Source organism: Rhodopseudomonas sp. WA056 (genome assembly GCF_010906995.1).
Lineage (GTDB): Bacteria > Pseudomonadota > Alphaproteobacteria > Rhizobiales > Xanthobacteraceae > Rhodopseudomonas > Rhodopseudomonas palustris_G.
Map to the genome: position 1 here is coordinate 1 of NZ_QPFS01000100.1, position 18,625 is coordinate 18,625.

General features: G+C 65.5%; 19 protein-coding genes. 16 read left to right on the plus strand and 3 right to left on the minus strand.

What is annotated here, in order from left to right:
* Positions 1-1,168: DEAD/DEAH box helicase (locus DU475_RS17735; protein ID WP_205524440.1), on the minus strand; the 1,168-nt coding region annotated here is incomplete at its 3' end.
* A gap of 495 nt (positions 1,169-1,663) precedes the next feature.
* On the opposite strand from DU475_RS17735, the gene urtA reads away from it, so the two are divergent.
* The 12 genes from urtA to DU475_RS17795 all read left to right on the plus strand — a co-directional run bounded on the left by urtA (position 1,664) and on the right by DU475_RS17795 (position 12,926).
* Positions 1,664-2,986, plus strand: coding sequence for an urea ABC transporter substrate-binding protein (gene urtA / locus DU475_RS17740; protein WP_013501446.1), 1,323 nt, complete (start codon positions 1,664-1,666; stop codon positions 2,984-2,986).
* Between the two features lie 108 nt (positions 2,987-3,094).
* Complete coding sequence (urtB, locus tag DU475_RS17745; protein WP_164632872.1) at positions 3,095-4,708, plus strand: urea ABC transporter permease subunit UrtB; 1,614 nt, start codon at positions 3,095-3,097, stop codon at positions 4,706-4,708.
* A gap of 157 nt (positions 4,709-4,865) precedes the next feature.
* Positions 4,866-6,062 (plus strand): urea ABC transporter permease subunit UrtC, encoded by a 1,197-nt coding sequence (urtC, locus tag DU475_RS17750; protein WP_013501448.1) that lies wholly within the window; start codon positions 4,866-4,868, stop codon positions 6,060-6,062.
* Positions 6,059-6,823, plus strand: coding sequence for an urea ABC transporter ATP-binding protein UrtD (urtD, locus tag DU475_RS17755; protein ID WP_164632873.1), 765 nt, complete (start codon positions 6,059-6,061; stop codon positions 6,821-6,823). Before urtC ends, urtD begins: the two co-directional genes overlap by 4 nt.
* 110 nt (positions 6,824-6,933) lie before the next feature.
* Positions 6,934-7,629 (plus strand): urea ABC transporter ATP-binding subunit UrtE, encoded by a 696-nt coding sequence (gene urtE / locus DU475_RS17760; protein WP_013501450.1) that lies wholly within the window; start codon positions 6,934-6,936, stop codon positions 7,627-7,629.
* A gap of 35 nt (positions 7,630-7,664) precedes the next feature.
* Positions 7,665-8,501 carry an urease accessory protein UreD gene (locus tag DU475_RS17765; RefSeq protein WP_164632874.1) on the plus strand — a complete coding sequence of 279 codons (837 nt, stop codon included), beginning with the start codon at positions 7,665-7,667 and terminating at the stop codon, positions 8,499-8,501.
* Between the two features lie 46 nt (positions 8,502-8,547).
* Complete coding sequence (locus tag DU475_RS17770) at positions 8,548-8,850, plus strand: urease subunit gamma (protein WP_011159202.1); 303 nt, start codon at positions 8,548-8,550, stop codon at positions 8,848-8,850.
* Between the two features lie 159 nt (positions 8,851-9,009).
* Entirely contained in the window at positions 9,010-9,315 is a 306-nt protein-coding gene (locus DU475_RS17775) for an urease subunit beta (RefSeq protein ID WP_142883171.1), read from the plus strand.
* 1 nt (position 9,316) lies between these two features.
* The gene (ureC, locus tag DU475_RS17780) at positions 9,317-10,975 is read left to right on the plus strand and encodes an urease subunit alpha (protein WP_164632875.1); all 1,659 of its coding nucleotides are present in this window, start codon (positions 9,317-9,319) and stop codon (positions 10,973-10,975) included.
* A 274-nt stretch (positions 10,976-11,249) separates the two neighbouring features.
* Complete coding sequence (locus DU475_RS17785) at positions 11,250-11,549, plus strand: putative quinol monooxygenase (protein ID WP_142883169.1); 300 nt, start codon at positions 11,250-11,252, stop codon at positions 11,547-11,549.
* A gap of 8 nt (positions 11,550-11,557) precedes the next feature.
* Entirely contained in the window at positions 11,558-12,214 is a 657-nt protein-coding gene (locus DU475_RS17790) for an urease accessory protein UreE (RefSeq protein WP_164632876.1), read from the plus strand.
* Positions 12,204-12,926: an urease accessory protein UreF gene (locus DU475_RS17795; RefSeq protein ID WP_013501457.1), complete on the plus strand. Its 723-nt coding sequence runs from the start codon at positions 12,204-12,206 to the stop codon at positions 12,924-12,926. The genes DU475_RS17790 and DU475_RS17795 overlap by 11 nt, the downstream gene beginning before the upstream one ends.
* Before the next feature lie 152 nt (positions 12,927-13,078).
* On the opposite strand, the gene DU475_RS17800 is transcribed toward DU475_RS17795, so the two are convergent.
* Positions 13,079-14,641, minus strand: coding sequence for an AMP-binding protein (locus DU475_RS17800; RefSeq protein WP_164632877.1), 1,563 nt, complete (start codon positions 14,639-14,641; stop codon positions 13,079-13,081).
* An 84-nt stretch (positions 14,642-14,725) separates the two neighbouring features.
* Here DU475_RS17800 and DU475_RS17805 point away from each other — a divergent pair, with 84 nt between their 5' ends.
* The gene (locus DU475_RS17805) at positions 14,726-15,715 is read left to right on the plus strand and encodes an NAD(P)H-dependent flavin oxidoreductase (protein ID WP_185966144.1); all 990 of its coding nucleotides are present in this window, start codon (positions 14,726-14,728) and stop codon (positions 15,713-15,715) included.
* 79 nt (positions 15,716-15,794) lie between these two features.
* The gene (locus tag DU475_RS17810) at positions 15,795-16,847 is read left to right on the plus strand and encodes an alcohol dehydrogenase (protein WP_142883165.1); all 1,053 of its coding nucleotides are present in this window, start codon (positions 15,795-15,797) and stop codon (positions 16,845-16,847) included.
* A 112-nt stretch (positions 16,848-16,959) separates the two neighbouring features.
* On the opposite strand, the gene mobA is transcribed toward DU475_RS17810, so the two are convergent.
* On the minus strand, positions 16,960-17,580 hold the full coding sequence (gene mobA / locus DU475_RS17815) for a molybdenum cofactor guanylyltransferase MobA (protein WP_047307770.1): 621 nt from the start codon (positions 17,578-17,580) through the stop codon (positions 16,960-16,962).
* 126 nt (positions 17,581-17,706) lie between these two features.
* Between mobA and DU475_RS17820 the strand changes: the two genes are divergently transcribed.
* Together DU475_RS17820 and DU475_RS24355 are read left to right on the plus strand one after the other, a co-directional pair.
* Entirely contained in the window at positions 17,707-17,964 is a 258-nt protein-coding gene (locus DU475_RS17820) for a sulfurtransferase TusA family protein (RefSeq protein ID WP_047307771.1), read from the plus strand.
* 111 nt (positions 17,965-18,075) lie between these two features.
* Positions 18,076-18,459 (plus strand): DUF6496 domain-containing protein, encoded by a 384-nt coding sequence (locus tag DU475_RS24355; protein ID WP_235677141.1) that lies wholly within the window; start codon positions 18,076-18,078, stop codon positions 18,457-18,459.
* Positions 18,460-18,625: the final 166 nt, after the last annotated feature.

Consider the following 18,625-nt stretch of genomic DNA (forward strand, 5'->3'; position numbering starts at 1 on the left):
GGGTGGGGGCGGCGTGGGCGCCCGGGGTACGGCGATCTTCCTTGGGCAGCGACACCTTGATCAGCTTTTCGATGTCGCGCAGATACGCCATCTCCTCGCCGGCGCAAAGCGAGATTGCAGTGCCGTCCGCTCCAGCGCGCGCGGTGCGGCCGATGCGGTGGACGTAGGTCTCCGGAATGTTCGGCAGGTCGAAATTGAACACATGCGACACGCCGTCGACGTCGATACCGCGGGCGGCGATATCGGTCGCCACCAGGGTCCGCAGTTCGCCGGTGCGGAACGCCGCCAGCACCCGCTCGCGGTAATTCTGCGACTTGTTACCGTGGATAGCGTCGGCGGTAATGCCGGCGCGGGCCAGCCCCTTCACCACCTTGTCGGCGCCGTGCTTGGTCCGGGTGAACACCAGCGCCTGATTGACCTTCTCGTCCTTGAGCAGTTGGGCGAGCACCGCCGGCTTGGCGGAATGGTCGAGCTGGATCACCCGCTGGTTGATCCGCTCCACCGTCGAGGACACCGGCGTCACCGCAACCCGGGCGGGATCCCGCAGCATCTGCTCGGCCAGGTCGGCGATATCCTTCGGCATGGTGGCCGAGAAGAACAGCGTCTGCCGCTTGATCGGCAGTTTGGCGACGATCTTCCGGATGTCGTTGATGAAGCCCATGTCGAGCATGCGGTCGGCTTCGTCCAGCACCAGGAACTCGACCTGGGTCAGCTTCAGCGCATTGCCCTGGACCAGGTCGAGCAGCCGGCCCGGGGTCGCGACCAGCACGTCGACGCCGCCCATCAGGCTGCGCACCTGCCGGCCCATCGGCACGCCGCCGATCGCCAGCGTGGCGGTGAGATGGATGTGGCGGCCATAGGCATTGAAGCTGTCGAGGATCTGGCCGGAGAGTTCCCGGGTCGGGCTCAGCACCAGCACCCGGCAGGTCTTGGAGGTCGGCTTGATTCGATTCTGCAGCAGCCGGTGCAGGATCGGCAGCGCGAACGACGCGGTTTTGCCGGTGCCGGTCTGGGCGATGCCGACGACGTCACGGCCGGCGAGCGCGAGCGGAATCGTCTGCGCCTGGATCGGCGTCGGGGTCAGGTAGTTTTCTTCTTTGAGAGCGCGAGAGATCGGATCGGCGAGACCAAAATCCTGAAAGGAGGTCAAAAGGTGGGTTCTTTCCATGATGAAAGCAGGCGCCCGACGATCTTCGCCAGGAGCGCGCGAGTGTGTCCGGGACACCCGCGTGTTTGGGGCGTCGATCTGGGTTAGCTGAAGGGGCAAGCCAGAAACCGCACTTCGCTACCGGAAAGCGGGATCAGAACACGCGGCTCGCAACGACCTGAGGATTCTCTAGGTCACACGGTCATATGGAACATCGCTGCACTGCTTTCAAGGTCGAATTGCGGGGGGAGGCCAGGATTGGGGCACAGCGGCAGGGCAATAATTAATCAGGCAGGATCGTATTGTATATTTATTGAGCCGTCTGCCCGCCCGGCGAGCACAAAATCTGCCCATTCTTTAAACTGATCTGTTTGCTCGGATTCCGTCCAGGCCGAATTGAAGCATCCGAACAGAGCCTTAGGGGCACGGCCGGGCATGGCATAGTTCTTGCGAACACTTTGTCGCAGACGGCCGTTGGGGCCGCGCATCATGTCTGCGTCAGGGAGATCACACCTCATGGGTATTGAATCAAAGCGACTCGGCGCGACGCCGATCAGCCGCCGCAAATGGCTGGCTGCGGCGGCCGGCCTGGCTCTCGGTCTGTCGGCGTTCGGGCCGGCGAAAGCGGCGGACGACACCATCAAGGTCGGCGTCCTGCATTCGCTGTCCGGCACCATGGCGATCAGCGAGACCACGCTGAAGGACACCGTGCTGTTTCTGATCGACGAGCAGAACAAGAAGGGTGGTGTGCTCGGCAAGAAGCTCGAAGCGGTGGTGGTCGATCCGGCGTCGAACTGGCCGCTGTTCGCCGAGAAGGCTCGCGAGCTGATCACCAAGGACAAGGTTTCGGTAGTGTTCGGCTGCTGGACCTCGGTGTCGCGCAAGTCGGTGCTGCCGGTGTTCAAGGAGCTGAACTCGATCCTGTTCTATCCGGTGCAGTACGAAGGCGAGGAGAGTGAGCGCAACGTGTTCTACACCGGCGCCGCGCCGAACCAGCAGGCGATCCCGGCGGTCGACTATCTCGCCAAGGAGGAAAAGGTCGAGCGCTGGGTGCTGGCCGGAACCGACTACGTCTATCCGCGCACCACCAACAAGATCCTCGAGGCCTATCTGAAGTCGAAGGGCGTCAAGTCCGAAGACATCATGATCAACTACACCCCGTTCGGTCACTCCGACTGGCAGACCATCGTCGCCGACATCAAGAAGTTCGGCTCGGCCGGCAAGAAGACCGCCGTGGTCTCGACCATCAACGGCGACGCCAACGTGCCGTTCTACAAGGAGCTCGGCAACCAGGGCATCAAGGCCACCGACATCCCGGTGGTGGCGTTCTCGGTCGGCGAAGAAGAACTCGCCGGCATCGACACCAAGCCGCTGGTCGGCCATCTCGCCGCCTGGAACTACTTCCAGTCGATCAAGACGCCGGAGAACGAGAAGTTCATCAAGGCGTGGCAGGCCTACACCAAGAACCCGAAGCGCGTCACCAACGACCCGATGGAAGCTCACGTCATCGGCTTCGACATGTGGGTGAAGGCGGTCGAGAAGGCCGGCTCGGTCGATCCGGACAAGGTGATCGACGCACTGCCCGGCACCAAAGCGCCGAATTTGACCGGCGGCATCTCTGAAATGCTGCCGAACCACCACATCACCAAGCCGGTGTTCATCGGCGAGATCAAGGCCGACGGCCAGTTCGACGTGGTCTGGAAGACCCCGGGCCTGGTGCCGGGCGACGCCTGGTCGAAAGAGTTGGACGGCTCGAAGGACCTGATCGGCGACTGGGTGACGCTGAAGTGCGGCAACTACAACACCGTGACCAAGAAGTGCGGCGGCCAGGGCACCTGACGGTGCGCCCGATCGTCCGCTGACATCCAACAGGAGAGGGCGGCGACGCCGGTCGCGCGCCGCCCTTTCGCTCCCTCGACGCACCTTCATCCTTGCCGGGATATTTCAGTGCCTGTCACCCATCTGTCGCGCATTCTGTTTGCCGCGGTCGCGATCGCGTTCGCCACTTTGGGGAGCTTGCCGGCGCTGGCCGGTCCCTATGAGGACGCCATCGCGCAATTCGCCCGGGATTCCTTCTCAGACACCGAGGACGCGATCGGCAAGCTGGTCGCCAGTGGCAATCCGCGCGCCGCGGTGATCATCACCGCGCTGCAGGACGGCAAGCTCTACGCCGATCCGGACAGCACAGCGGCGTTCATCAAGGCCGACGACGGCAAGATCGCCAATGCGGCGACCGGCGATGCGGTCGGTGCGCTGCCGGCCAAGGCCACCTTGGTCCGGCTCAACAACAAGCTGCGCCGCGCCGTCTCCAGCGCGATGGCCGGACTGACGCTGCTGTCGCCGGACCTCGACAAGCCCATCCAGGCGGCGCAATCGGTGTTCAAGTCGCACGACGACACCATGCTGGAGACCGTCGAGGCCGCGCTGAAAGCGGAGAAGAACGCCGCCGCGAAGCAGGCGTTCGCCGAGGCGCGTGCCGCGATCCTGCTGTTCAAGCAGGGCGCCAGCGATGCCGACAAGCTCGACGCCATCGCTGTGATCAAGGCGCGCGGCGATCGGGAAGCGATGGCGCTCTTGACCGGCGTGCCGGCGGGGCAGAGCGCCGCCGTCACCAGCGGCATCGCCGCCGCCAAGGCCGCGATCGAGCGCAATCTGGCGATGTGGTCGATGGTGCAGAACGCCTGGTACGGGCTGTCGCTCGGCTCAGTGCTGCTGCTGGCCGCGATCGGGCTCGCCATCACCTTCGGCGTGATGGGCGTCATCAACATGGCGCATGGCGAGATGGTGATGCTCGGGGCCTACACCACCTTTGTGGTGCAGGAGACCATCCGCACCTCGTATCCGGCGCTGTTCGACTATTCGCTGCTGATCGCGGTGCCGCTGGCCTTTCTGGTCGCCGGCGCGACCGGCGTGCTGATCGAACGCAGCGTGATCCGCTTCCTCTATGGCCGGCCGCTCGAAACCCTGCTCGCCACCTGGGGCCTGTCGCTGATCCTGCAGCAGGCGGTGCGCACCATCTTCGGCCCGACCAACCGCGAAGTCGGCAATCCGAGCTGGATGAGCGGCGCGTTCGAACTCGGCCAGATCACCATTACCTACAACCGGCTGTGGATCCTGTGCTTCACGCTGGCGGTGTTCGTGCTGCTGCTGGCGATGCTACGCTACACCGCGCTCGGCCTGGAAATGCGCGCGGTGACGCAGAACCGCCGGATGGCGGCATCGATGGGCATCGCCACCTCGCGGGTCGACGCGCTGACCTTCGGGCTCGGCTCCGGCATCGCCGGCATCGCCGGCGTGGCGCTGTCGCAAATCGACAACGTCAGTCCCAACCTCGGCCAGAGCTACATCATCGACAGCTTCATGGTGGTGGTGTTCGGCGGCGTCGGCAATCTGTGGGGCACGTTGGTCGGTGCGTTCTCGCTCGGCATCGCCAACAAGTTCCTCGAGCCGTTCGCCGGCGCGGTGCTGGCCAAAATCGCCATCCTGGTGCTGATCATCTTGTTCATCCAGAAACGCCCCCGCGGCCTGTTCGCGCTCAAGGGGCGGGCGGTGGAGGCATGAGGATGATGATCGCATTCAACTCATGGCTCGAGACGCGCCGCGATGCGGCGCTCCTCACCATGAGGACTTCGCTTGCTGCATGCTCTCAGCACAGCCCTCATCCTGAGGAGCGGCCGAAGGCCGCGTCTCGAAGGATGAGCTGCCGCGGAGGCCGCGCATGACCCCGCACATCCTTACCCGTTCGCTGAATCGCAGTGCGACCGCCTTCCTGCTGATCCTCGCCGCGGTCGGAATCCTGCTGCCGCTGCTCAATCTGCTGACGCCGGAAACCTCGGCGCTGCATGTGCCGACCTATCTGATCTCGCTGTTTGGCAAATACGTCTGCTACGCGCTGCTCGCACTCTCCATCGATCTGATCTGGGGCTATTGCGGCATCCTTTCTCTCGGCCACGGCGCGTTCTTCGCGCTCGGCGGCTATGCGATGGGGATGTATCTGATGCGCCAGATCGGCACCCGCGGCGTCTACGCCAATCCGGTGCTGCCGGACTTCATGGTGTTCCTGAATTACAAGGAACTGCCATGGTATTGGTACGGCTTCGACATGTTCTGGTTCGCGGCGCTGATGGTGCTGGTGGTGCCGGGGCTGCTGGCGTTCTGCTTCGGCTGGCTGGCGTTCCGCTCGCGCGTCACCGGCGTGTATCTGTCGATCATCACCCAGGCGATGACCTACGCGCTGCTGCTGGCGTTCTTCCGCAACGATTTCGGCTTCGGCGGCAACAACGGCCTGACCGATTTCAAGGACATCCTCGGCTTCAACGTCCAGGCCGACGGCACCCGCGCGGCGCTGTTCATGCTGAGCTGCCTAGCGCTGGCGATCGGCTTCCTGATCTGCCGGGCGGTGGTGACGTCGAAGCTCGGCAAGGTGCTGATCGCGATCCGCGATGCCGAGAGCCGCACGCGCTTTCTCGGCTACCGCGTCGAATCCTACAAGCTGTTCGTGTTCACGCTGTCGGCCTGCATGGCCGGCGTCGCCGGCGCGCTGTACGTGCCGCAGGTCGGCATCATCAATCCGAGCGAATTCGCCCCGGCCAATTCGATCGAGGCGGTGATCTGGGTCGCGGTCGGCGGCCGCGGCACGCTGGTCGGCGCGGCGCTCGGCGCGGTCGTGGTCAACTACGCCAAGACGGTGTTCACCTCCGGGCCGCTGGCACCGTATTGGTTGTTCATGCTCGGCGCGCTGTTCGTCGCGGTGACGCTGTTGCTGCCGAAGGGCATCATCGGCACCTTCAACGCCTGGTGGGAAGGCCGCAAGGAGAAGGGCGCTGCGCGCGACAGCGCCGCCGCAGCAGCCGCGGAAAGTGCCGCGCGCGAGGACGGCGTGATCGAACCGAAAGCCGGCGGAGCGACCTCATGAGCATGCTTGAAACCCGCTCGACCTCGGCGATGCTGTATCTCGACGGCGTCCACGTCTCGTTCGACGGCTTCCACGCCATCAACAATCTGTCGCTGACGCTCGAGCCCGGCGAGATGCGCGCGATCATCGGGCCGAACGGCGCCGGCAAGACCACGATGATGGACATCATCACCGGCAAGACCAAGCCGGACAAAGGCGAGGTGGTGTTCGACGGCACCGTCGATCTCACCAGGCTCGACGAGACCGAGATCGCCAAGCTCGGCATCGGCCGCAAATTCCAGAAGCCGACGGTGTTCGAGAGCCAGACCATCGAGGACAATCTGCTGCTGGCGCTCAACGTTGATCACCGCGTCCGCGGCACGCTGTTCTGGCGCCGGAGCCGGGACGAGAGCGAGCGGATCGAGCGCGTGCTCGGCATCATCCGCCTGCGCGACGCTCGCGACCTGCTCGCCGGCTCGCTGTCGCACGGCCAGAAACAGTGGCTGGAAATCGGCATGCTGCTGGCGCAGGACCCGAAAGTGCTGCTGGTCGACGAGCCGGTCGCCGGCATGACCGACGTCGAGACCCAGCAGACCGCGGAGCTTTTGCGAGAGATCAACAGCCACGACAAGACCGTGATGGTGGTCGAGCACGACATGACTTTCGTCCGCGAACTCGGCGTCAAGGTGACGTGCCTGCACGAAGGCTCCGTGCTGGCCGAGGGAAGCATTGACGACGTGTCCGCGAACGAACGGGTCGTGGAAGTGTATCTGGGGCGGTGACAACTCATCCTTCGAGACGCGCCCTTCGGGCCGCTCCTCAGGATGAGGGCCTCGCCCTGAGGAGGTCCGAAGGACCGTCTCGAAGGGCGGGCGGCAAGGAAAGCGATGCAATGTTGAACGTCGACAACATCAATCTCTACTACGGCGCGGCGCAGGCGCTGCGCGGGGTATCGATCGCCGCGGAGCCCGGCAAGGTCACCTGCGTGCTCGGCCGCAACGGCGTCGGCAAGACCAGCCTGCTGCGCGCGCTGGTCGGGCAGCAGCCGATCGCGTCCGGGGCGATCACCTTCGACGGCACCGACATCTCACATCTGAAGCCGTATGAGCGGGCGCGCCGCGGCATCTCGCTGGTGCCGCAGGGCCGCGAGATCTTTCCGCTGCTCACGGTCGAAGAGAATCTCAAGACCGGCTACGCACCGCTGAAGCGCGCCGACAAGTCGATCCCGGACGACGTGTTCTCGCTGTTTCCGGTACTCAACTCGATGCTGAACCGCCGCGGCGGCGATCTGTCCGGCGGTCAGCAGCAGCAGCTCGCGATCGGCCGCGCCTTGGTGATGCGGCCCAAGCTGCTGCTGCTCGACGAGCCGACCGAAGGCATCCAGCCGTCGATCATCAAGGACATCGGCCGGGCGATTTCGTATTTGCGCAATCTCGGCAACATCGCCATTGTGCTGGTCGAACAATATCTCGATTTCGCCTGCGAACTCGGCGACAGTTTCGCGGTAATGGACCGCGGCGCAGTAAAATACACCTGCGACCGCGCAAATCTGGACCCCGCCGAGATCAGCCGGCAGATGGCGCTGTGACGTTGCGCGGCGGAGCGACCGCTGCCGAGGGGGCTATGCAGACGGACAAGGCCGCCACGGCATCGCAGACCTTCGCGGCCAATCGCGCAGTCGGCGAAGTTGCCGTCGAGGTGCGGGCGAACGGCGGCGTCACACGGCGCGGGCCGGTGCATGAAGCCGGATCGCTCCGGGTGCGGTTTCCGTCGCCTGAGCAGCAGGGGCTGTCGGCCGTGCTGGTGAACACCGCGGGCGGCGTCGCCGGTGGCGATCGCTTCAGCATCAGCCTCGACGTTCAGGCCGATGCGCGGCTGACGCTGACCACGGCGGCGGCTGAGAAGGTGTATCGCAGCCATGGCCCGGCTGCGCAGCTCGATATCACCCTCAAGGTCGCGAGCGGCGGCCATCTGGCGTGGCTGCCGCAGGAGACCATCCTGTTCGACCGTGCCCGCGCCGAACGCCGGATCGATATCGAGCTTGCGGAGGATGCTTCGCTGCTGCTGTCCGAGATGGTGATCTTCGGCCGCTCGGCGATGGGCGAGACCATGCAGCACGGCCACTTCGTCGACCGCTGGCGGATGCGGCGCGGCGGCAAGCTGGTGTTCGCCGAAACCGTGCGGCTCGATGGTGAGATCGGAGCCCTGCTGGCCCGTCCCGCAGTGGCCAAAGCCGGCGTCGCGATCGGCACGGCGCTGATCGTGCCGGGCGATGCGGCGCTGGTCGAGCGGCTGCGCGAGGCGGCCGATGCGTTCGGCGCCGAGGTTGGGATTTCGGCGTGGAATGGGTTTGCAATGGCCCGGTTCTGCGCCCAAAATGCCGCGAAGCTGCGCGCCGACATGATGACCGTTCTCGGCCGCGCCGCCGGCCGCGCGCTGCCGCGGCTGTGGCTGAGTTGATCCCGCGTCACGTCCGAATTTCAGGCTCATTCGATCGAGTGCCTTCATGAACCTCTCCCCCCGCGAAAAGGACAAGCTGCTGGTCTCGATGGCAGCGATGGTCGCCCGCCGCCGGCTCGAGCGCGGCGTCAAGCTCAACCATCCCGAGGCGGTGGCGCTGATCACCGACTTCATCGTCGAGGGCGCCCGCGACGGCCGCAGCGTCGCCGAATTGATGCACGCCGGCGCCCAGGTGATCACGCGCGACCAGTGCATGGACGGCATCGCCGAAATGATTCACGACATCCAGGTCGAGGCGACATTTCCCGACGGCACCAAGCTCGTCACGGTGCACCAGCCGATCAGGTAGCAAACATGCGTTTCCGTCGCGTTCATCCTTCGAGACGCGCCCTGCGGGCCCTCCTCAGGATGAGGGCCGTGCGAGTCGAAGCCCTCATGGTGAGGAGCCCGGCGGCGCTCGAAGAGCGTAGTCGGGCGTCTTGAACCATGAGCTTGTAGGAGAAGGTCGATGATCCCCGGTGAACTGTTCATCGAAGACGGCGAGATCGAGCTCAACGCCGGGCGTGCCACGGTGACGCTGACGGTGGCCAACGCCGGCGACCGGCCGATCCAGGTCGGCTCTCACTATCATTTCTTCGAAACCAACCCGGCGCTGCAATTCGACCGCGACAAAGCGCGCGGCATGCGGCTCGACATCGCCGCCGGCACTGCCGTCCGCTTCGAGCCCGGCCAGAGCCGAGACGTGCAGCTCGTCGCGCTCGCCGGCCGGCGCACGATCTACGGCTTCCGCGGCGACGTGATGGGGAAACTCTGAGATGTCGGTCAAGATCTCACGTTCCGTCTATGCTGACATGTTTGGCCAGAGGGATCTCACCACCTACGGCGAGGAGGTGAAGTTCGGCGGCGGCAAGGTGATCCGCGACGGCATGGGGCAGTCGCAGGTGACCAACGCCGACGGCGCCGCCGATACGGTGATCACCAACGCGCTGATCGTCGACCATTGGGGTATCGTCAAGGCCGACGTCGCGCTCAAGGCCGGGATGATCGCGGCGATCGGTAAGGCCGGCAATCCAGACATCCAGCCCAATGTCGATATCGTCATCGGCCCGGGCACCGACGTGATCGCCGGCGAGGGCAAGATCCTCACCGCCGGCGGCTTCGACAGCCACATCCATTTCATCTGCCCGCAGCAGATCGAACATGCGCTGATGAGCGGCGTCACCACGATGCTGGGCGGCGGCACCGGGCCGTCGCACGGCACCTTCGCGACCACCTGCACCCCGGGCCCGTGGCATATCGGCCGGATGATTCAGTCGTTCGATGCCTTCCCGGTCAATCTCGGGATCTCCGGCAAGGGCAATGCCGCGCTGCCGGGGCCGCTGAAGGAGATGATCGAAGGCGGGGCCTGTGCGCTCAAGCTGCACGAGGACTGGGGCACGACGCCGGCGGCGATCGACAACTGCCTCACCGTCGCGGACGAATACGACATTCAGGTGATGATCCACACCGACACGCTCAACGAGTCGGGCTTTGTCGAAGACACCGTGAAGGCGTTCAAGGGCCGCACCATTCACGCCTTCCACACCGAAGGCGCCGGCGGCGGCCATGCGCCGGACATCATCAAGGTCGCGGGGCTGCCCAACGTGCTACCGTCCTCGACCAATCCGACAAGGCCGTTCACGAAAAACACCATCGACGAGCATCTCGACATGCTGATGGTGTGCCACCATCTCGATCCGTCGATCGCGGAAGACCTCGCCTTCGCGGAGAGCCGCATCCGCAAGGAGACGATTGCCGCGGAAGACATCCTGCACGACCTCGGCGCGCTGTCGATGATGTCGTCGGATTCGCAGGCGATGGGTCGGCTCGGTGAAGTGATCATCCGCACCTGGCAGACCGCCGACAAGATGAAGAAGCAGCGCGGCGCGCTGCCGCAGGACTCTTCGCGGAATGATAACTTCCGGGTCAAACGCTACATCGCCAAGTACACCATCAATCCGGCGATCGCGCATGGTGTGTCGAAGCTGATCGGCTCGGTCGAGAAGGGCAAGATGGCCGATCTGGTGCTGTGGTCGCCGGCTTTTTTCGGCGTCAAGCCGGACTGCATCATCAAGGGCGGTAGCATCGTCGCGGCGCCGATGGGCGATCCCAACGCCTCGATCCCGACGCCGCAGCCGGTGCACTACCAGCCGATGTTCGGCGCCTTCGGCAAAGCGCTGACGGCGTCGTCGGTGGTATTCACCTCGCAGGCCGCCGCTGCCGGCAATCTCGCCCGCGACCTCGGCATCGCCAAGAAGCTGGTCCCGATCAGCAACGTCCGCGGCGGCATCTCCAAAAAGAGCATGATCCACAACGACGCCACGCCGAAGCTCGAAGTCGATCCCGAGACCTACGAAGTCCGCGCCGACGGCGAACTGCTCACTTGCGCGCCGGCCGACGTGCTGCCGCTGGCACAGCGCTACTTCATGTTTTGAGGGTCTTCTCGGTCGTCAACACCAGCCTGTTACGCGCAACCTCTCCGCCGGTCATTCCGGGGCGCCGCGAAGCGGCGAACCCGGAATCTCGATCCGCACAAACTTCGGGATTCCGGGTCTGCGCGCGTTCGCGCGCATCCCGGAATGACCGTCCTGTGGTGGCGCATCAAAGCGGTTGAGCCATCCCCTTTGCATCCCCGACGCATCCGCCTAATGTCCCGCGCGCCGGCGCCATGTCCGGCCTTGCAGACACAAACCGCCGGGAGGAATATTCGTGATCTATGTCGTCGCCACTTTGACCGTGAAGCCCGAAATGCGTGCCGAACTGATCGCCGCCGCCAAAGCCTGCATCGCCGAGACGCGCAAGGAGCCGGGCAACATCGCCTACGACCTGCACGAGAGCGTCACCGAACCTTCCAAGATGGTGTTCGTCGAGCAGTGGGAAAATGCCGAAGCGCTGGAGCCGCATCGCAAGGCCGAGCACATGAAGACGTTCGGTCGCGTCGCCGTCACCTGCTTCGCCGCGCCGCCGAAGATCGAGATCATCACGCCGGCGAACGTCGTCACCAGATAGGAGCCTCCATGATCCGCGCCACCGCCGTCCGTGGCCAGCATCGCTGGACCGAAACCCCGGCCGACACCGTCGTGCTCGATTTCGACGACCGGCATCGCCGCCGCATGGCGATGACCGGGACGCGGGGCCTGGCGTTCCTGCTCGATCTGGAGCAGGCGGTGGCGCTGCGCGGCGGCGACGCGCTGGTGCTCGACGACGGCCGGCTGGTGGAAGTGGTCGCGGCGCCGGAGCCGCTGCTCGAGATCCGTGGCCATGATCCGCAGCACCTGGTGCGGCTCGCCTGGCATCTCGGCAACCGCCATCTGCCGACGCAACTGATGGCCAAGGCGCTGCGCATCCGCCGCGACCACGTCATCGCCGACATGGTCCGCGGCCTCGGCGGCAAGGTGGTGGAGATCGAAGCGCCGTTCGATCCGGAAGGCGGCGCGTACGCACCGGCGCACGACAGCGGCGAGGCGGCGCACGCGCACCACGATCAAGGTCAGCATGATCATGCTCACCACGATCACCATCATGGTCACGGCCATCACGATCATGGCCATCATGGTCACGCGCATCACGACCACGATCACGCTGATGGCGGCTGCTGCGGGCATGATCATCATGGCCACGACCATCATGTCCATGACGAGCACTGCGGCCACTCGCACAAGCATGAGCACTGAGCCGGAGGCGTCGGCGCAGCCGCTGCCGGCGGAGCAGAGCGCCGCGCTGTTCCGGCTGATGACCTGGCTGTCGCCGGCGTTTCCGGTCGGCGCGTTCTCGTATTCCAGCGGCATCGAATGGGCGGTGGAGGCGGGCGACATCACCGACGCTGCGACGCTGCGCGATTGGCTCGACGCGATGCTGCAGCATGGCGCCGGGTTCTGTGACGCGGTGCTGCTCAGCCACGCCTATCGTGCGACCGAGCGCGGCGACGACGCGGGCCTGTCCGCCGTCGCCGAACTCGCCGCGGCGTTCGTCACCTCGGTGGAGCGCCAGCTCGAAACGCTGTCGCAGGGCCGCGCCTTTATCGAGATCGCCCGCAAAGCCTGGGACAGCGACGGCCTCGGCCGCGCGGTGGCGGCATGCGGCGAGGCGATCGCCTATCCGGTCGCTGTCGGTCTCGTCAGCGCCTCGCATGGCGTGCCACTGCCGGCGACGCTGCACGGCTTCCTGCATGCGGTGACGTCGAACTGGATCTCGGCCGGCGCGCGGCTGATCCCGCTCGGCCAGACCGACAGCCAGCGCGTGCTCGCAGCATTGGAGCCCGCGGTGATCGCCACCGGCAGCCGCGCGCTCGCAGCCTCACTCGACGACCTCGGCAGCGCCACCTTCCGCGCCGACCTCGCCAGCCTCCGCCACGAGACACAGTACACCCGGCTGTTTCGGTCGTAGGATTACGCCGTCATTCCGGGGCGCTTGCACAGCAAGCGAACCCGGAATCTCGAAGTTGCATGCGTGTCAGATTCCGGGTTCGCGCTGCGCGCGCCCCGGAATGACCACGGTGGGGGAATGAGAACTCGCCGCAGGACGGCGAGTGATCGGAACTACCCGACCATCCGGTCGCGTCCCGCCCAGAAGCCGGCGCGCAGGACTTTCTTGTCGATCTTGCCGACGCCGGTCATCGGCAGTTCGGAGACGAACTTGACCTGTTTCGGCGCATGCGCCGAGCCCTTGCGGGTCTTCACCAGTTCGATCAGTTCGCGCTCATCGGGCTTGGTGCCTGGCTTGGCGACCACCACCGCGGTGACGGCTTCGCCCCATTTGTCGTCGGGCACGCCGACCACCGCGACCATCGCGACATCCTGATGCGTCGACAACACGTCCTCGACCTCGCGCGGGAAGATGTTGAAGCCGCCGGATACGATCATGTCCTTCTTGCGGTCGAGAATGTACATGTAGCCGCGGTCGTCCTGCTTGGCGATATCGCCGGTGTGCAGCCAGCCGCTCTTCAGCGTTTCGGCGGTCTGCTCCGGGCGCTTCCAATATTCCGCCATCACGTGCGGCGCGCGCACGCAGATCTCGCCGGCCTCGCCGAGCGGCACTTCCTGATCGTTCTCATCGAGAATCCGGGCATCGCAGGCCGCGATCGGGAAGCCGCACGACAGGAACAGCTCCGGCTGCTTCGGATCGTGATCGGCCTTGCGCAGCACCGACACCGGATAGCACTCGGTCTGGCCGTAGAGCTGCGAGAACACCGGGCCAATCCGCTCGATGCCTTCGATCAGCCGCGTCGGCGACATCGGCGAGGCGCCGTACAGCACCAGATCGAGCGACGACAGATCGGTCTTGGCGAGCGACGGATGGTCGAGCAGCACATAGACCATGGTCGGCACGAACAGCGTAAAATTGATCTTCTCGCGCTCGATCGTCTGCAGTACCGCTTCGGGATCGAACCCCTTCATCATGTGGATGGTGCCGCCGCGGATCAGCGACGGCAGCACCTTGGTGCCGGCGACGTGGCTGATCGGCGCGACGGTGAGATAGCGGGGATCGAACGGGATTTCGAAATCGGCCAGGATCGCATTGGCGAAGCCGGCGTTCTCGCGATGGTGGCGCAGCGCGCCCTTCGACTTGCCGGTGGTGCCGCCGGTGTAGTTCAGCACCGCGACGTCATCGAGCCGCGCAAAGTCGCGCGCCGTGGCGCTGCCGGCCTGATCCAGCGCGATCAGCAGATCGAGTCCGTAGTCGGCACGGCCGATGGTGAAGACGTGGCGCAGGCCGGTCGCCTGGGCGGCAAGCTCGCCGCCGCGCTCCAGAAAAGCCGCAGCGTCGACGATCAGCACCGCGGCTTCGGAGTCCTCGATCTGATCGAGCTGATCCTGGCGCGAGCCGAGCGGATGCAGCCAGGTGATGGCGAAGCGGCAGAGCTGCGCCGCGACGCCGGCGCACCAGGTCTCGGCACGGTTGGCGGTAAGCAGCGCGACCCGCGTGCCGGGCGGCAGGCCGAGCCCCATGAACACCTTCTGGATACTGCCGATCATGTCGGTGGCGCCGCGATAGCTCAAGCTGCCGCCGGGCCAGGCGAACGCGGTGCGCGACGGATAGCGCGCCAGTGCCCGCAATGTCTGCGTGCTTGCGGTCGGAAAAGCGTTGAGCTCGGCAGTCATGGCGTCGTGTCTCCCTTGTCTTTGTCATCGGCTATTGGGCGTGCCAATGTTCGGCAACGACACTAGCACGGCAGACCACTGCCGATGCAAACAGAGCAGGAGGAAACTGCCGTGAAATCATCCGACCGTCTGGCGCGCTTCGGTGATCGTCTCAGTTTGCCGCTGATTGCGGCACCAATGTTTCTTGTATCGGGCGTCGATCTAGTGGCTGCGGCATGTAGTAGCGGCGTGATCGGATCGTTCCCGACGGTGAATTGCCGTACGACGGAACAACTCGGTGACTGGCTCGGCGAGATCAACCGCCGAATCGCGGCACACGAGCAGGCGAGCGGCCGGCGCGCCGCGCCGTGGTGCCCCAACCTGATCGTGCATCGCTCCAACGCGCGGCTCGCCGACGATCTGAAGCTGCTGCTGCAGCAACGGCCGGAGGTGGTGATCACCAGCGTCGGCTCGCCGCAGCCGGTGATCGCGCCGCTGCACGATGTCGGCGCGATGGTGCTGGCCGACGTTGCGAGCATCCGTCATGCCGAACGCGCGGCAGCGGCCGGCGTCGACGGCCTGGTGCTGCTCACCGCCGGTGCCGGCGGACAAACCGGGTGGCTCAATCCGTTCGCCTTCGTGCGTGCGGTGCGGCAATTCTTCGACGGCGTGATCGTGCTTGCCGGCGGCATCAGCGACGGCGTCGCGCTGCGCGCCGCGATGACGCTCGGCTGCGATCTCGGCTACATGGGCACCAAGTTCATCGCCACCGAAGAGAGCCTCGCCGACCCGCGCTACAAGGCGATGCTGGTAGAGGCGAGCGCCGACGACATCCTGCTCACCAAAGCGTTCACCGGGCTACAGACCAACATGTTGCGGCCCTCGATCGTCGCCGCCGGGCTCGACCCGGACGATCTGCCGGAGCGCGGCGGCATCGATATCGGCAAGGACATCGATGTCGGCGCACGCGAGGATCGGCCGAAGCGGTGGCGCGACATCTGGAGCGCAGGCCATTCGGCGTCCGGCATCGGCGGCATCGTGCCGATCGCCGAGCTGGTGGCGCAGACCTCGGCCGAATTCCGCAACGCGGCGTAAGCTGCGCCGGCCATCGACGGCCGTGCGGCGCCGTGGCATGCTTCGGCGATAAACAAAAACACTCTCGGGAGACTACGCCATGAGGAGCTTTCGCGTCACCGATTTCGGCAAACCGTTGAGCGAAGACAACCGGCCGACGCCGGAACTGACCGGCACGCAGGTGCTGGTGCGCGTCAAGGCCGCCGGCATCTGCCATAGCGATCTGCACATATGGGAAGGCGGGTATGAACTCGGCCACGGCCGGAAGCGGCTGTCGCTGCAGGACCGCGGCGTCGCGCTGCCGCTGACGATGGGGCACGAGACCGTCGGTGAAATCGTCGCCGCCGGTCCTGATGCCAAGGACGCCAAGATCGGCGAGGTCGCGCTGGTGTATCCGTGGATCGGTTGCGGCGAATGCGACGTCTGCAAGGCCGGCGACGAGAACATGTGCCTGAAACCGCGGTTTCTCGGCGTGTATTGCGACGGCGGCTATTCGGACGAACTGATCGTGCCGCATCCGCGCTATCTGCTCAGCCTCGATGGTCTCGATCCGGTCACCGCGGCGCCCTATGCATGCTCCGGCATCACCACTTACAGCGCGCTGAAGAAGCTCGACTTCTGCCTCGACAGCCCGATCGTGATCTTCGGCGCCGGCGGACTCGGACTGATGGCGCTGGAGCTGCTTAAAGCAATGGGCGGCAAGGGCGCCATCATGGTCGATATCGACGCAGCCAAGCGCGACGCGGCACAGAAAGCTGGCGCGCTCGGCACCGTCGACGCGGCATCGCCGGACGCGCTGGCGCAGATCGCGGCCATCGCCAAAGGTCCGGTGCGCGGCGCGCTCGATCTGGTCGGTAATCCGCAGACCGCGCAGCTCGGCTTCGATTGTCTCACCAAGGGCGGCAAGCTGGTGATCGTCGGCCTGTTCGGCGGCGGCGCGCCATGGGCGCTGCCGTTCATCCCGATGCGCGCCATCACCATCCAGGGCAGCTATGTCGGCAATCTTGCCGAGACGCAGGAATTGCTCGACCTCGTCCGCGCCAAGAAGGTGTCGCCGATCCCGGTCACCAAGGTGACCTTGCCGCAAGCCTACGACGCGCTGCTCGATCTGCAGAAGGGCAAGCTGGTCGGCCGCGCGGTGCTGACGCCGTAGGCCTCGAACATCGCCTTCGTCATTGCGAGGAGGCGAAGCCGACGAAGCAATCCAGTTCGGTGCACGCGGCTGGATTGCTTCGCTCCGCTCGCAATGACGGGGAGATGTCCTGCTATTGATCGCCAGCGGCGATGCGCTCGGCTTCCGCGACGTCCTCCGGCGTGTTGGCGTTGAAGAACGGATCGAATGGCGTGACCGGCCACTCCACCTCGGCGCGCGGAGAACGCGCGGTGAAGCGTTCGACCTTGCGGATGTCCTCGTCGATCAGGGCGGTTCGCAATGCGTCGCGCAGCGCGATCGGCCATAGCGCGATCACCGGATGCAGATGGCCCCCCGACGCCGCCACGGCGATCTCGGCACTCCCGGCGCGTCGGGCCTGATCGAGCCGGGCCACCAGATCGCGCGGCAGAAACGGACAATCGCCCGGCACGGTCAGAACATGATGCGCGTCCGGCTGTGCCGTCGCGGCCCATTGCATCGCGGCCAGCACGCCGGCGAGCGGGCCGGGGAGGCCGTGCACCGTATCGGCGATCACCGGCAGGCCGAACGGGCCGAACCGGCTCGGATCGCCATTGGCGTTGAGCGCCAGCACGCCGCATTGCGGCTGCAGGCGGTCGATCACATGCGCGAGCAGCGGCCGGCCGGCGATCGACCGCAGGGGCTTGTCGCCGCCGCCCATCCGGCGGGCAAGGCCGCCGGCCAGGATGACGGCGGGTGGTCGAACATCAGCCATTGCGCACTCCGCGCGACGTCGTCACTCGGCAATGCCCGTGGTTAGCTCACCATGGCGCGGCTCGGCAATAAGAACGAGGCCGAAGGCAATTGACCGCGCGTCGCGGCTTCGTCATCGTCCGCCGCCATGGCCAAGACTGTTCTCGATCTCACCGGGCTGAAATGCCCGCTGCCGGTGCTCAAGACCCGCAAGGCGCTGCCGCGTTTGCAGCCCGGCGATGTGTTGGAAGTCCGCTGCACCGATCCGATGGCGCTGATCGATATTCCGGTGCTGATCGGCGAGACCGGCGATCGCATCACCGCGAGTGAACGCAGCGACGAGATGATCGTGTTCGTCATCGAGAAGCTCGCCAGCGCACCGGCTGTGGACGGTGCGCAGGACTGATAGCTCCGCCAAGGAACCATCGCCGACCGGCATCATTGATCTTCGTTCCGTAGGGAGGAGATCATGGCCCGGAAATATTCCAAGAAGGCGTCCGCCAAGGTCGGCCGCGCGATGAAGAAGCGCAAGGCCGGCACGCTGAAGAGCGGCGGCTCCGGCAGCAGGAAGGTCAAGAGCCGCAAACAGGCGATCGCGATCGGTCTGTCGGAAGCCCGCGCCGAAGGCGCGAAGGTGCCAAAGAAGAAGACCGGTAAGAAGGCCGCGAAGACGTCGAGCAAGAAGGCCACTAAGTCCGGCCGTAAGACGACGAAGAAGACGACCAAGAGGACGACGAAGTCCAGCAGCACGCGGGCCGGGACGAAGAAGTCATCGGGCCGCAAGTCGTCGAAGTCATCCAGCACGCGCGAAACATCCACCGCGCGAAAATCGTCTAGCCGCAAATCGTCGTCGCGCAAGTCTGGCAAGAACAAGTCTGCCAAGAAGAAGTCGTCGGACTGAACACGTACCACCCAAGCGCGAGTCATTCCGGGGCGCCGCGCAGCGGCGAACCCGGAATCTGGAGATTCAGGGTACTGACGGTTCGGCAGCGCGCCCGCAAACAACTTCGAGATTCCGGGGTCGCGAGCTGGCGCTCGCGCCCCGGAATGACGGTGTGGGGCAAAGC

Excerpts from the sequence above, each read along its gene's own strand:
- urtC (WP_013501448.1), top strand. The coding sequence starts at position 4,866 with ATGACCCCGCACATCCTTACCCGTTCGCTGAATCGCAGTGCGACCGCC.
- DU475_RS17800 (WP_164632877.1), bottom strand. The coding sequence starts at position 14,641 with ATGACTGCCGAGCTCAACGCTTTTCCGACCGCAAGCACGCAGACATTG.
- DU475_RS24355 (WP_235677141.1), top strand. The coding sequence starts at position 18,076 with ATGAAGAAGCGCAAGGCCGGCACGCTGAAGAGCGGCGGCTCCGGCAGC.
- DU475_RS17765 (WP_164632874.1), top strand. The coding sequence starts at position 7,665 with ATGCAGACGGACAAGGCCGCCACGGCATCGCAGACCTTCGCGGCCAAT.
- DU475_RS17820 (WP_047307771.1), top strand. The coding sequence starts at position 17,707 with ATGGCCAAGACTGTTCTCGATCTCACCGGGCTGAAATGCCCGCTGCCG.
- ureC (WP_164632875.1), top strand. The coding sequence starts at position 9,317 with ATGTCGGTCAAGATCTCACGTTCCGTCTATGCTGACATGTTTGGCCAG.
- urtE (WP_013501450.1), top strand. The coding sequence starts at position 6,934 with ATGTTGAACGTCGACAACATCAATCTCTACTACGGCGCGGCGCAGGCG.
- mobA (WP_047307770.1), bottom strand. The coding sequence starts at position 17,580 with ATGGCTGATGTTCGACCACCCGCCGTCATCCTGGCCGGCGGCCTTGCC.
- DU475_RS17790 (WP_164632876.1), top strand. The coding sequence starts at position 11,558 with ATGATCCGCGCCACCGCCGTCCGTGGCCAGCATCGCTGGACCGAAACC.
- DU475_RS17795 (WP_013501457.1), top strand. The coding sequence starts at position 12,204 with ATGAGCACTGAGCCGGAGGCGTCGGCGCAGCCGCTGCCGGCGGAGCAG.
- urtA (WP_013501446.1), top strand. The coding sequence starts at position 1,664 with ATGGGTATTGAATCAAAGCGACTCGGCGCGACGCCGATCAGCCGCCGC.
- DU475_RS17810 (WP_142883165.1), top strand. The coding sequence starts at position 15,795 with ATGAGGAGCTTTCGCGTCACCGATTTCGGCAAACCGTTGAGCGAAGAC.
- DU475_RS17775 (WP_142883171.1), top strand. The coding sequence starts at position 9,010 with ATGATCCCCGGTGAACTGTTCATCGAAGACGGCGAGATCGAGCTCAAC.
- DU475_RS17805 (WP_185966144.1), top strand. The coding sequence starts at position 14,726 with ATGCAAACAGAGCAGGAGGAAACTGCCGTGAAATCATCCGACCGTCTG.
- DU475_RS17770 (WP_011159202.1), top strand. The coding sequence starts at position 8,548 with ATGAACCTCTCCCCCCGCGAAAAGGACAAGCTGCTGGTCTCGATGGCA.
- urtD (WP_164632873.1), top strand. The coding sequence starts at position 6,059 with ATGAGCATGCTTGAAACCCGCTCGACCTCGGCGATGCTGTATCTCGAC.